This window comes from Pseudokineococcus sp. 1T1Z-3 (genome assembly GCF_037482365.1).
In the GTDB taxonomy this organism is placed as follows: domain Bacteria; phylum Actinomycetota; class Actinomycetes; order Actinomycetales; family Quadrisphaeraceae; genus Pseudokineococcus.
On sequence record NZ_JBBHZF010000020.1, the window covers coordinates 16,186 to 29,037 of the forward strand.

Genomic DNA, 12,852 nt, shown 5'->3' on the forward strand with positions numbered 1-12,852 from the left:
CGGCGGCCGGCCTGGCAGGCGGTGCCGGCGCGGCGGGGGGCGTCAGCGGTAGCCGCGCACCGCCGCCGCGTGGATCTCCTGGTTCAGGTACCGCACCCGGTCGGGCATCGTCACGGCGTCGACGACCCACAGCACGAAGAGGGCGAGGAAGGCGAGACCACCGACCAGGAACCACACGGTCAGCCATCCGACGACGTAGAGGCCGATGTACAGGACCCCCATGCCGGGCTGGCGCAGGTAGAACTTGTGGGCACCGACCCAGGCGAGGAAGAACCACAGCAGGTACGCCACGGTCGTGTCCTTGTACCCCACCGGCGGAGGCGCCGGGGCTCCGGGGCCGTAGCCCGGCGGCGGCACCTGCTGGGCGTACGGCTGCTGGGCGTAAGGCTGCTCGGCATGCGACGGCTGGGGGTACGGCGGCTGGACGTACGGCGGCTGGGGGTACGGCGGCTGGGGGTGCTGGTACGGCTGCACGCCGCCGCCGGGCCGGCCGGGGTAGCCGTGCCCGTAGCCCGGCGCCGGGGCGCTCTCGTCGCCCGCCTGCCCGGTGGCGTCGGCGGGGGGACGCCGTGGGTCGTCGTCCCAGGGTGCGGGGCTCGGCGTGCTCGTCATGGCGGCCCCTCTACGCTCAGGTCGTCGGGGCGGGCGGCTGGAGCACGACGCCGGACCCCGCCGCAGACGGTCGTTGGGAGGTCGGCGGCGCAGCCGGTGGCAGGCGGTCTTCGCGACCCGGCTCAGGCGCCGGTGCGGCTCGGGGCGACGGCGCCCTCGGGATCGGGATCGGGCTCGGGCCGCTCCAGCGCGACCACCCGCCCCAGGACGTCCCGGGCGACGTCCTGGGCGGTGAGCCCCAGCTCGTCGAGCACCTCGGCGCGCTCGGCGTGGTCGACGAAGGCGAGCGGGACGCCGGCGGTGCGGACGTCGACGCGGACGTCGGCGTCGGCCAGCTCGTCGCGCAGCCGGGAGCCGACGCCCCCGGTGCGCAGCCCGTCCTCCAGCACGACGACGAGCCGGTGACGGGCGCAGGCCGCCAGCAGCGCGGGGTGCACGGGCAGCACCCAGCGGGGGTCGAGCACCGTCGCGGTGACGCCGTGCGGCTCCAGCCGCCGCGCCACCTCCAGGCCGAGGCCGGCGAGCGCCCCGACGGCGACGACGAGCACGTCGGCGTCCTGACCGTCCTGCGCGCCGCCAGGGCCGGTGCGCGCCAGCACGTCCGGTGCTCCCCACGAGCTCGGGTCGAGCCGCTCCAGCGCTGGCAGGTCGGCGGGCACGCTGCCCTTGGGGTAGCGCACCACCGTGGGCGCGTCGTCCACGGCGACGGCCTCGCGCAGCTCCTCACGCAGCGTGGCGCCGTCCCGCGGCGCGGCCAGGCGCAGGCCCGGCACGTGCTGGAGCAGAGCCATGTCCCACACGCCGTGGTGGCTCGGCCCGTCGGGGCCTGTGACGCCCGCCCGGTCCAGGACGAAGGTGACGCCGGCCCGGTGCAGCGCGACGTCCAGGAGCACCTGGTCGAAGGCCCGGTTGAGGAAGGTGGCGTAGACGGCGACGACGGGGTGCAGGCCGGCGAAGGCCATGCCGGCGGCCGACGTCGTCGCGTGCTGCTCGGCGATGCCGACGTCGACGACCCGCTCGGGCATCTCGGCGGCCATCTTGTGCAGCCCGACGGGGATGAGCATGGCGGCGGTGAGCCCGACGACGTCCTCGCGCTCCTGGGCGACCGCCAGCACCTCGTCGGCGAAGACCGACGTCCACGACGCCCGCTTCGGCGCGCCGCCGGCGGCCACCGGCGCCCCCGTCACGGGGTCGATGACCCCGACGGCGTGGAACTGGTCGGCGACGTCGGCCAGCGCCGGCGCGTAGCCGTGGCCCTTGACGGTGAGGGCGTGGACGATGACGGGCCCGCCGAAGTCCTTGGCGATGGTCATCGCCCGCTCGAGCGCGTCGAGGTCGTGGCCGTCGACGGGGCCGAGGTACTTCAGGCCGAGGTCCTCGAACATCCCCTGCGGGGCGACGATGTCCTTCAGGCCCTTCTTCATCCCGTGCAGCGTGTCGTAGGCCAGCCGGCCCGGCGTGCCGACGCGGTGCAGCGCCTGCTTGCCCCAGTCGAGGAAGCGCTCGTACCCGCGCGTGGCCCGCAGCGTCGAGAGGTGGTGCGCGAGACCGCCGATGGTCGGCGCGTAGCTGCGCGCGTTGTCGTTGACGACGATGACGAGCGGCCGGTCGGGAGCCGCGGCGATGTTGTTGAGCGCCTCCCAGGCCATGCCGCCGGTGAGGGCGCCGTCACCCACGACGGCGACCGTGCACCGGCCGGGCTGCCCCGTGAGCGCCCGCCCCCGGGCGATGCCGTCGGCCCAGGACAACGCCGTGCTGGCGTGGCTGTTCTCGACGACGTCGTGCACGGACTCGGCCCGGCTCGGGTAGCCGGCGACGCCGCCGCGGGTCCGCAGCGTCGACAGGTCCTGCCGGCCGGTGAGCAGCTTGTGCACGTAGGACTGGTGGCCCGTGTCGAAGACGACGGTGTCCGAGGGGCTGTCGAAGACCCGGTGCAGCGCGATGGTCAGCTCGACGACGCCGAGGTTCGGGCCGAGGTGGCCGCCCGTCCGGGAGACCGACTGCACCAGGTGCACCCGCACCTCGTCGGCGAGGGCGCCCAGCTCGGACGCGGTGAGGCGCCGCAGGTCCTGGGGCGCCGTGATGGTCGGCAGGACCGCCGGCCGCGGCGCCGGGCCGCTGGGGCGGCCCTCCCCTGAGCCCTCGTCGGCCGCTCCGGCCGCCTCCGCGCTCGCCACCGCGCACCACCTCGTCGTCTCGTGTCGCCGGCGTCCCGCGCCGGCTCGGGCCGGCCGCCCCCGGAAGGGACCCACTCTAGGTGCGCGAGCCCGCCGGCCCCACCCGCCCCGCGGCCCGACGTGGCATCCGGCGGGCCACCACGGCGCTGGTCGGCGCAGCCGGCGAGGCCGGGCGGGAGGTCACAGCGAGGGCACCACCTGTGCTCCTGCGAGGGCGCGCTCGACCAGGACGGCCCCCTCCTCGACGGCGAGCAGCCGTACCCGCTCGGACTCCAGCGCCGCCAGCGCCTCGTCGACCACACGCGGTCCGACGGCGTCGGACAGGTCGGCCCGCACCGTGGCGACGGCCCGGCGCAGGCCGTCGAGCTGGGCGCTCGCGTGCAGGACCGCCAGGCGTGCCAGCACCCGCGGCTGACGGGCGAGGACGGGGTGGCCCCGGTAGTCCGGCGGGCAGACGTCGAGCAGCCAGGACACCGCCCTGCCCTGCCACCCCTCGACGCCCGGCGGCGGGACGCCCGGCGGCCAGCCGACCGGGACGTGGCCCGACGGCTGGCCGCCCCGCAGACGCACCGGCGGACGCGAGGAAGGTCGAGGTGGCGGCACCCCACCATCGTGCGCCCGACCACCGACGACGGGCCACCGACGACGGGCCACCGACCCGGCGGGCCACCGCCACACCAGCGGGTGGCTACGGCAGCGCCTGCACCTCGCTGAGCACCACGTCGGTGCTCGTGACGCACCGCTGCGCGACGGCGTCCCACCGGGCGAAGTGCTCCGAGCCACGGTGGTCGACCTCGAAGGCCTCCCGGCTCGCGTACACCTCGTGGAAGGAGAAGCGCAGCGGGTCCTCGACGTGCCGGGAGACGGTGAACTCCAGGCACCCCGGCTCGTCGCGCACCGAGCAGCGGGCGTCGTCGGCGATGCCGGCGAGGAAGTCCTCGACGGCGTCCTCGCGGACCGTCACCGTCGCCCAGACGACGAGGCTGCCGGGCGGGTGCGCGCCGGGCTGGTCCCCGCTGGTCAGCAGACCTTCAGCCATCGGAGCGGCTCCCCAGCAGCGAGCGCAGGACGTACTGGAGGATCCCGCCGTGGCGGTAGTAGTCCGCCTCCCCGGGGGTGTCGATGCGCAGCCGGGCGTCCATCTCCACGACCTCGCCGGACTCCTTGGTCGCGGTGACGTGCAGCGTCCGCGGCGTCGAGCCCTCGTTCAGCCCGGTCACGCCGGTGACGGAGAACGTCTCGGTGCCGTCGAGCCCGAGGCTCTCGGCGCTCTCGCCGTCGGGGTACTGCAGCGGCAGCACGCCCATCCCGATGAGGTTGGAGCGGTGGATGCGCTCGTAGCTCTCGGCGAGGACGGCCCGGACGCCGAGCAGGCGCGTGCCCTTGGCGGCCCAGTCCCGGCTGGAGCCCGAGCCGTACTCCTTGCCGGCGAGGACCACGAGCGGGGTGCCCGCCGCGGCGTAGGACTGCGCGGCGTCGTAGATCGTCGTCTGCTCCCCGCCGGCGGTGAAGTCCCGCGTGAAGCCGCCCTCGACGCCGTCCAGCAGCTGGTTGCGCAGCCGGATGTTGGCGAAGGTGCCGCGGATCATCACCTCGTGGTTGCCGCGGCGGGAGCCGTAGGAGTTGAAGTCGGTGCGCCCGACGCCGTGCTCGGCGAGGTAGCGCCCGGCGGGGCTGTCGGCCTTGATCGAGCCGGCGGGGCTGATGTGGTCGGTCGTCACCGAGTCGCCGAGCTTGGCGAGCACACGGGCGCCCTCCACGTCGGAGACCGGGGACGGCTGCACGCCCATGCCCTCGAAGTACGGGGGCCGGCGGACGTAGGTGGAGCGGTCGTCCCAGGCGAAGGTCTCGCCCTCCGGCGTGGGCAGCGAGCGCCACCGCTCGTCGCCGGCGAAGACGTCGGCGTAGTCGTCGGTGAACATCTCCGTCGTGATGGAGCCGGTGACGACCTCGTCGACCTCGGCGGCGCTCGGCCAGAGGTCGCGCAGGAAGACCTCCGCGCCGCTCTCGTCGGTGCCGAGGGGCTCGGTCTCGGGGTCCCAGTCCATCGTGCCGGCGAGGGCGTAGGCGATGACCAGCGGCGGGCTCGCCAGGTAGTTCATCTTGATGTCGGGGTTGATCCGGCCCTCGAAGTTGCGGTTGCCCGAGAGCACCGAGACGACGGCGAGGTCCTCGTCGTTCACGACCTGGGAGATCTCCGGCGCCAGCGGGCCCGAGTTGCCGATGCACGTCGTGCAGCCGTAGCCGACGAGGTGGAAGCCCAGCTTCTCCAGGTACGGCGTGAGGCCGGCGCGGGCGTAGTAGTCCATGACGACCTTCGAGCCCGGCGCCAGCGACGTCTTGACCCACGGCTTGGCCACCAGCCCGCGCTCGACGGCGGCCTTGGCCAGCAGCGCCGCCGCGACCATGACCGTCGGGTTCGAGGTGTTGGTGCACGAGGTGATCGAGGCGATGGCGACGTGGCCGTGGTCGAGCTCGGTCCGCGTGCCGTCGCCCAGCGTGACCGGGACCCGGTGCGTCGCCCGGCGCGAGGCGGTCGGCGTCTCGACCGGCTGGCCGTCGACGCTGCCCTCCCCGCCCGAAGGCGCGTCGCTGGCCGGGAACGTCTCCCCCAGCGCCTCGTCCTGCGGGCTCTGCGGCACGTCGTCCTCGCTCGCGTAGGCGCCGAGCGCCCCGCGGAAGGCCTCCTTGGCCTCGGAGAGGGCGACGCGGTCCTGCGGGCGCTTGGGGCCGGCGATGCTCGGGACGACGGTGGAGAGGTCGAGCTCGAGGTACTCGGAGTAGACCGCCTCGGCGCTCGGGTCGTGCCAGAGGCCCTGCTCCTTCGTGTAGGCCTCCACGAGGGCGACCTGCTCCTCGCTGCGGCCCGTCAGGCGCAGGTAGCGCAACGTCTCCTCGTCGACCGGGAACATCGCCGCGGTGGAGCCGAACTCCGGGCTCATGTTGCCGATGGTGGCGCGGTTGGCCAGCGGCACCTGGGCGACGCCGTCGCCGTAGAACTCGACGAACTTGCCGACGACGCCGTGCTGGCGCAGCTGCTCGGTGATGGTGAGGACGACGTCGGTCGCCGTCACGCCCGCGGGGATCTCCCCCGACAGCTTGAAGCCGACGACGCGCGGGATCAGCATGCTCACCGGCTGGCCGAGCATGGCCGCCTCGGCCTCGATGCCGCCGACGCCCCAGCCGAGGACGCCGAGGCCGTTGACCATCGTCGTGTGCGAGTCGGTGCCCACGAGCGTGTCGGGGTAGGCGACGCCGTCGCGGTCGAAGACGACGCGCGCGAGGTGCTCGATGTTGACCTGGTGGACGATGCCGGTGCCGGGCGGCACGACCTTGAAGTCGTCGAAGGCGCCCTGGCCCCACCGCAGGAACTGGTAGCGCTCGCCGTTGCGCTCGTACTCGATCTCGACGTTGCGCTCGAAGGCGTCGGGACGACCCGCGACGTCGATGACGACGGAGTGGTCGATGACGAGCTCGGCCGGGGCCAGCGGGTTGATCTTCGTCGGGTCCCCGCCCAGCTCGGCGACGGCCTCGCGCATCGTGGCGAGGTCGACGATGCACGGCACGCCCGTGAAGTCCTGCATGACGACGCGGGCGGGGGTGAACTGGATCTCGGTGTCGGGCTCGGCGCCGGGGTCCCAGCCGGCGAGGGCGCGCACGTGGTCGGCGGTGACGTTGGCGCCGTCCTCGGTGCGCAGCAGGTTCTCCAGCAGCACCTTGAGGCTGTACGGCAGCCGCTGCGCCCCCTCGACGGCGGAGAGCCGGTAGATGCCGTGCTCGGCGCCGCCGACGGCCAGGACGCCGCGCGCCCCGAAGCTGTCGGGCCCCGTGCTGCCGGTGGCGGTGCTGCTGCTGCTCATGTCGTCTCCCGTCGACGCTGACCTGGCTGTGGCCTGGGTGGCCCGGGACCGTCCTCCGGGAGCCGGCCGAGGCCGGGCCCGAGGGTCGGGCGCAGGAGCGGCGGCGGTGCCCGCTCCCCCGCGCGGTGGCCTCGCCGCCACCGCCCGAAGTATCTTGACGTCAAGATACCAGTGCTGATGCTCCACCGTCCCACGGGGCGCGCCGCGGGGCTCGGCGTACGGCGAGCCTCGTCGCCGCGGGCGCCACGCGCCGCCGGCGGCCTCCTCGCCCGTCTCCTGCGGACGACGCCGGCGGCGACCGGGCGGCCCCACCATGGCCACGTGACGAGCCCTCAGGTGCCCCCGCCGCCCCTCGCCCCCTCGGGAGCGCCCGTCCGCCTGCGACGCGCCGACGCCCTCGCCGTGGAGACGTCCGCCTTCGCGGCCCTGGTGGCTGGCGCCGACCCCTCCGCACCCGTGACGGCGTGCGGTGCGTGGCGCGTGGCGGACCTGGTGCGCCACGTCGTCGCCGTGCACCGGTGGGCCGCGGCCGCGGCAAGCTCCGGCGCGGCCGGGCTGCCGGACGACGCGCCCTTCGAGGCGGCCGCCTCGGCCCGCGGGTCAGGGGTCGAGGAGTACCGGGACGCCGCCGGGGAGCTGCGCGCCGCCCTCGTCGACGAGGCGGCGCCCTGCCCGACCCTCGTCGGTCGTGGGACCCGGGCGTGGTGGGTGCGGCGCCAGCTGCACGAGGTGCTGGTCCACCGCCACGACCTCGCTCGTGCCGTGGGCGCCTGGCCGGCGTGGTCGACGAGCGAGGAGGTCGCCGTCGACGCGGTCGACGAGGTCGTCTCGACGATGTGGCCCCGCCAGGTCCGCCTCGGCCGGGCCAGCGCCCCGGCCGACGTCGTCCGGCTCGTGACGCCGTCGCGGACCTGGGCGCTCGGGCCGGTCGAGCAGGGGCCGGTCGCGCAGGGGCCGGTCGCGCAGGGGCCGGTCGGGCACGACGAGCCCGTGGCCGAGCTGGCCGGTCCGGCCGACGTCCTCGCGCTGCTCCTGTGGCGCCGCCTCGACCTGCCGGCCGCCGAGGCCGCCGGCGCGAGGGCGAGCGGCGCTCGCGCCACCGTCGACGCGCTGCTCGCGCTGCCCCTGACTCCCTGAAGCCGTCGCCCCCTGGTCCCTCGCCCCGTGACCCGCCGCACCCTCCCTCGCCGGACGGGCTCAGGCGTCGCGGGCAGGGGCGGCGGGCGCCAGCAGGGCGACGGCCTCGAGGTGGTGGGTGCTGGGGAAGAGGTCGAAGGCGCGCAGCGACGCCAGCGCGTAGCCGTGCTCGGCGAAGAGGGCGACGTCGCGGGCCAGCGCGGCCGGGTCGCACGCCACGTGGACGACGGCGCGCGGCGCGCGGGCGGCCACGGCCGCGACGACGGCGGCCCGGGCGCCCGTGCGCGGCGGGTCCAAGACGACGACGTCCGCCGTCGCCGGCACCTCGCCGGCACGTCCCGCCTGCCCCCCGCCGCCGACGGCACCGGCCAGCGCCACCCGCACGTCAGCCTGGACGAGCCTCACCTGCGGCAGGTCGTGCAGGTTGCGGCGGGCGTCGGCGACGGCCCGGGCGTCGCCCTCGACGGCGACGACGCGGCCGCCCTCCCCCACGGCCTCGGCGAGCGCCGCGGTGAGCAGGCCCGCGCCGCTGTACAGGTCGAGCACGACCTCGCCCCCCCGCGGTCGCGCCGCCTCGAGCACGGCCGACGAGAGCGTCTGCGCCGCGCCGGGGTGGACCTGCCAGAAGCCCCCGCCGGTGACGCGGAAGGAGCGGCCGCCGACCGTCTCCCGCACCCAGGTCCGCCCGCGGACCTGCCGCACGGGGGCGGGCGGGCGGCGTGGGCCGGTCGGCGCCGTCGTCGCCGTCGCGACCTCGGTCGCCAGGGCCGGCAGCGAGGGCCCGCGCCCCGCACCGGAGCGCCCCTCGGCGACGACGAGCCGCCCGCCGTCCCCGGCCGGCACGACGGCCTCGACGGCTCGCCACCCCTTCCAGCGGTGCTCGGGCAGCCCCAGGTCGACGACGCCGGGCGTCGCGAGGGGGCAGCGCTCGACGGGGACGACCCGGTGCTCGCGGTGCGCGCGGAAGCCGAGCCGCCCGTCGCCGTCGACGGCGTAGCCCACGCGCGTGCGCCAGCCGAGCCCGCGCGCGGCGTCCTCCGCCGAGGTGCCCGCCGACGCCGGCACGGGAACCTCCTCGACGACGGCGTCGACCTCCAGCCCGGCCAGGCGCGCCAGCTGCTCGCGCAGCACCGCCGTCTTGAGGGCCCGCTGGGCCGGCAGGTGCGCGTGCTGCCAGTCGCAGCCACCGCACCGGCCGGGCCCGGCCACGGGGCACGCGGGCTCGACCCGGTCGGGCGAGGGCTCCAGCACCTCGACGGCGTCGGCGCGCCAGAACGAGGCGCCCTCGCCCGCCTCCGTGACGCGGGCCCGCACCCGCTCCCCCGGCAGCGCGTGCCGCACGAAGACGACCCGGCCCTCGTGCCGGGCCACGCAGTGCCCGCCGTGCGCGACGGCCCCGACCTCCAGCTCCAGCAGCACCGCCTGCTCGCTCACCGCGGGGCCTGCGGCGGCGACGTCGGCTGGGAGACCTCCGGCGCCGGGCCGACCGCGCCCCGGCGCACGTCACCCGGCGCCGGCGCGTCGGCCCGCTCCTCGGCGCCCTCGGAGGAGGCCAGCTGCCACGGGACGCTCGCGACGACGACGCCCTTGATGAAGTGCAGCCGGGACTTCAGGCGCAGCGCGCTCTGGTTGTGCAGCAGCTGCTCCCACCAGTGCCCGACGACGTACTCGGGCACGTAGACGACGACGAGGTCGCGCGGGTGCTCGCGCTTGAGCTCGCGCACGTGGTCGACGACGGGCCGCGTGATCTCCCGGTAGGGCGAGTCCAGCGCCCGCAGCCGCACCGGGAGCCCGCGCTCCTCCCAGGCCCGCTGGAGGGTGCGGGTCTCCTCGGGGTCGACGTTGACGGTGACGGCCTCCAGGACCGAGGGCCGGGAGGCCTTGGCGTAGGCGAGCGCCCGCAGCGTCGGCAGGTGCAGCTTGGAGACCAGGACGAGCGCGTGCACTCGGCTGGGCAGCACGCGCGGGGTGTCGCTGCCCTCGGCGAGCTCCAGCTCGTCGGCCACCCGCTGGTAGTGCAGGTGGATGGAGCGCATGAGGAGGAAGAGGACCGCCATGGCCAGCAGGGCGATCCAGGCGCCGCGCGTGAACTTCGTGACGAGGACGATGACGAGGACGACGCCCGTCAGGCCGAGCCCGACGCTGTTGATGACCCGCGAGCGCCGCATCCGGCGGCGGGCCCGGGGGTCGGCCTCGGTGCGCAGGTGCCGGTTCCAGTGCTTCACCATGCCGAGCTGGCTGAGGGTGAAGGAGATGAAGACGCCCACGATGTAGAGCTGGATCAGGCTCGTGACCTGGGCGTCGAAGGCGACGACGAGCACGATCGCCGCGCCCGCGAGCAGGATGATGCCGTTGCTGAAGGCCAGCCGGTCCCCGCGCGTGTGCAGCTGGCGGGGCAGCCACCCGTCCCGGGCGAGGATCGACCCGAGCACGGGGAAGCCGTTGAAGGCCGTGTTGGCGGCCAGCACGAGGATGAGGCCCGTGGCCGCCGTCACGACGAAGAAGGCGACGGGGACGCCGTCGAAGACGGCGCGCGCCAGCTGCCCGATGACGGGGTCCTGCTGGTAGGTCTCCCCCACCGGGACGCCGTCGCGCAGCAGCTGCGTGGCGGGCAGCTCCGCGAAGCGCAGGCCCGTGACGTTGGCGAGGGTGACGACACCCATGAGCATGACGACCGCGACGAGCCCCAGCAGCGCCAGCGTCGCCGCCGCGTTGGCGCTCTTGGGCTTGCGGAAGGCCGGGACGCCGTTGCTGATGGCCTCGACCCCGGTGAGCGCCGCGCACCCGGAGGAGAAGGCCCGCAGCACCAGGAAGGCGCCGGCGACGCCGACGAGCCCCTCCTCGAAGCCCGGCTCGGCGACGAGCTCCAGCTCGGCGCTCTCGACCTGCGGGACGTCGCCCGTCGCGACGCGGACGAAGCCCCAGACGCACATGCCGACCACGGAGGCCATGAAGACGTAGGTGGGGACCGCGAAGGCGGTGCCCGACTCCCGCACCCCGCGCAGGTTGATGGTCATGAGCAGCAGCACGAGCACCACCGCCAGGGTCGTCTCGTGGCCCACGAGGAAGGGCAGCGCCGAAGCCGCGTACTGCACGCCGGAGGAGATCGAGACGGCGACCGTGAGCACGTAGTCCACGAGCAGCGCGCTCGCCACGACGAGCCCGGGCCGGCGCCCGAGGTTGACGGTCGCGACCTCGTAGTCGCCGCCGCCGGAGGGGTAGGCGTGCACGTTCTGGCGGTAGGAGGCGATGACGACCGTCATGACGACGACGACGGCGACGCCGACCCAGGGGGAGATGACGTAGGAGCTGATGCCCGCGATGGCCAGGGTCAGGAAGATCTCGTCCGGGGCGTAGGCCACCGAGGACAGCGCGTCGGAGGCGAAGACCGGCAGGGCTACCCGCTTCGGCAGCAGGGTGTGCCCGAGCCGGTCGCTGCGGAAGGGTCTGCCCACGAGGAGACGTCGGGCGCCGTCCGCGATGCTCACGGCGCCGATGGTAGGGACCGCGGGCGGGTGCCCCCGCACGCGCCACGAGGTCCGTCCCGCTGGGGCGGGCGACCGGCCCGGAGTAGCGTCGCGGCGTGCACTTCGTCGTCATGGGCTGCGGCCGCGTCGGCTCGACCCTCGCCCTCGAGCTGGAGCGCAACGGCCACTCCGTCGCCGTCGTCGACAAGAGCGAGCTGTCCTTCCGCCGGCTCGGGGCGGGCTTCGGCGGGCGCACCGTGACGGGCGTCGGCTTCGACCGCGACGTCCTCACCGAGGCCGGTGTCGGCGAGGCCTACGCCTTCGCCGCCGTCAGCAGCGGGGACAACTCCAACATCCTCGCCGCACGGGTGGCCCGGGAGGTCTTCGGCGTCGAGCACGTCGCCGCGCGCATCTACGACTCCGCCCGCGCCGAGGTGTACGAGCGGCTCGGGATCCCGACCGTCGCCACGGTCAAGTGGACGGCCGACCAGATGGTGCGCCGCCTGCTGCCCCGCGGCGTCGTCCCCGACTACACCGACGCGAGCGGCGCGGTGCACCTGGCCCAGGTCTCGGTGCCGGACACCTGGGTCGGCCACCGCCTCAGCGCCCTGGAGACGGCGACCGGCACGCGCGTGGCCTTCCTCACCCGGCTCGGCACGGCCCAGCTGCCCCGGCCCGGGACGGTGCACCAGGAGGGCGACCTGCTGCACCTGCTCGTGCCCGACGAGCTGGCCGGTCGCGTCGAGAAGGTGCTCGACGCCGGCCCCGAGCCCGACTGACGCGCCCGACCTCCGTGCAGCCTCCCAGACCGTCGCCGGCGACCCCGGCGCCGTCACCCTGACCCTGGTGGACCAGCCCCCTCACCCCCGCCCGACCCGAAGGAGCGCCCGTGCGCGTGCTCATCGCCGGCGCCGGCAGCGTCGGCCGCTCGATCGCCCGCGAGCTGCTGGCCGGCGGCCACGACGTCCTGCTGGTGGACAGCAACCCCGAGAACGTCGGGCGCGCCTCGGTGCCCGGGGCGCGGTGGCTGCTCGCCGACGCCTGCGAGATCACCTCGCTCGGCGGGGCGGGCCTGGAGAGCACCGACGTCGTCGTCGCCGCGACGGGCGACGACAAGGCGAACCTCGTGGTCTCCCTGCTCGCGAAGACCGAGTTCGGCGTCCCCCGCACCGTCGCCCGGGTCAACAACCCGAAGAACGAGTGGATGTTCGACGAGGCCTGGGGCGTCGACGTCATGGTGTCCACGCCGCGGCTCATGACGGCGCTGGTGGAGGAGGCCGTCGCGGTGGGCGACGTGGTCGAGGTCTTCTCCTTCCGCGGCGGCGCGACGATGCTGGGCTACACCCTCCCCGACGCCTCGCCGCTGGCCGGCCGCGCCGTCGGGGACGTCACGTGGCCGCCCGAGACGGTGCTCGTCGGGCTCGTCCGCGAGGGGCGACCCCTCGCCCCGGGCGACGACGACGCGCTCGAGGCCGGCGACGAGCTGCTGCTGCTCGCGGGGGACGGGGACCAGCAGGAGCTGCGCGAGATGCTCGCGCCCGAGCGCTGGCAGCAGGACGTCGGGGCCGCGACGCAGGGCGCCGAGGTCGTCTGAGCCGT

The 12,852-nt window shown here is 75.5% G+C and carries 10 protein-coding genes; 3 read left to right on the forward strand and 7 right to left on the reverse strand.

All coding sequences use genetic code 11. From position 1 onward, the window contains the following. Window positions 1-42 precede the first annotated feature (42 nt). The 5 genes from WDV86_RS07110 to WDV86_RS07130 form a co-directional block, all read right to left on the reverse strand. The gene (locus tag WDV86_RS07110; protein WP_339566912.1) at window positions 43-612 is read right to left on the reverse strand and encodes a TM2 domain-containing protein; all 570 of its coding nucleotides are present in this window, start codon (window positions 610-612) and stop codon (window positions 43-45) included. Window positions 613-734: 122 nt separating this feature from the next. After that, window positions 735-2,705, reverse strand: a complete 1,971-nt coding sequence (dxs, locus tag WDV86_RS07115; RefSeq protein WP_445262979.1) for a 1-deoxy-D-xylulose-5-phosphate synthase — start codon at window positions 2,703-2,705, stop codon at window positions 735-737. Between the two features lie 264 nt (window positions 2,706-2,969). Next, window positions 2,970-3,359 (reverse strand): hypothetical protein, encoded by a 390-nt coding sequence (locus WDV86_RS07120; protein ID WP_339566914.1) that lies wholly within the window; start codon window positions 3,357-3,359, stop codon window positions 2,970-2,972. 118 nt (window positions 3,360-3,477) lie between these two features. Then, on the reverse strand, window positions 3,478-3,828 hold the full coding sequence (locus tag WDV86_RS07125; RefSeq protein ID WP_339566915.1) for a putative quinol monooxygenase: 351 nt from the start codon (window positions 3,826-3,828) through the stop codon (window positions 3,478-3,480). Continuing rightward, window positions 3,821-6,649 (reverse strand): aconitate hydratase, encoded by a 2,829-nt coding sequence (locus tag WDV86_RS07130; RefSeq protein WP_339566916.1) that lies wholly within the window; start codon window positions 6,647-6,649, stop codon window positions 3,821-3,823. Before WDV86_RS07130 ends, WDV86_RS07125 begins: the two co-directional genes overlap by 8 nt. Before the next feature lie 321 nt (window positions 6,650-6,970). On the opposite strand from WDV86_RS07130, the gene WDV86_RS07135 reads away from it, so the two are divergent. Continuing rightward, a complete protein-coding gene (locus tag WDV86_RS07135) occupies window positions 6,971-7,786 on the forward strand; it encodes a maleylpyruvate isomerase family mycothiol-dependent enzyme (protein WP_339566917.1) in 816 nt (271 codons plus the stop codon). A 60-nt stretch (window positions 7,787-7,846) separates the two neighbouring features. Here WDV86_RS07135 and WDV86_RS07140 read toward each other — a convergent pair whose 3' ends face one another. Both WDV86_RS07140 and WDV86_RS07145 read right to left on the reverse strand, forming a co-directional pair. Further along, complete coding sequence (locus WDV86_RS07140) at window positions 7,847-9,220, reverse strand: class I SAM-dependent RNA methyltransferase (RefSeq protein WP_339566918.1); 1,374 nt, start codon at window positions 9,218-9,220, stop codon at window positions 7,847-7,849. Further along, window positions 9,217-11,274, reverse strand: a complete 2,058-nt coding sequence (locus tag WDV86_RS07145) for an APC family permease (RefSeq protein ID WP_339566919.1) — start codon at window positions 11,272-11,274, stop codon at window positions 9,217-9,219. The genes WDV86_RS07140 and WDV86_RS07145 overlap by 4 nt, the downstream gene beginning before the upstream one ends. Before the next feature lie 95 nt (window positions 11,275-11,369). On the opposite strand from WDV86_RS07145, the gene WDV86_RS07150 reads away from it, so the two are divergent. Beyond that, complete coding sequence (locus WDV86_RS07150; RefSeq protein WP_339566920.1) at window positions 11,370-12,032, forward strand: potassium channel family protein; 663 nt, start codon at window positions 11,370-11,372, stop codon at window positions 12,030-12,032. A 110-nt stretch (window positions 12,033-12,142) separates the two neighbouring features. Beyond that, a complete protein-coding gene (locus tag WDV86_RS07155; protein ID WP_339566921.1) occupies window positions 12,143-12,847 on the forward strand; it encodes a potassium channel family protein in 705 nt (234 codons plus the stop codon). Window positions 12,848-12,852 lie beyond the last annotated feature (5 nt).

Excerpts from the sequence above, each read along its gene's own strand:
- WDV86_RS07110 (WP_339566912.1), bottom strand. The coding sequence starts at position 612 with ATGACGAGCACGCCGAGCCCCGCACCCTGGGACGACGACCCACGGCGT.
- WDV86_RS07125 (WP_339566915.1), bottom strand. The coding sequence starts at position 3,828 with ATGGCTGAAGGTCTGCTGACCAGCGGGGACCAGCCCGGCGCGCACCCG.
- WDV86_RS07130 (WP_339566916.1), bottom strand. The coding sequence starts at position 6,649 with ATGAGCAGCAGCAGCACCGCCACCGGCAGCACGGGGCCCGACAGCTTC.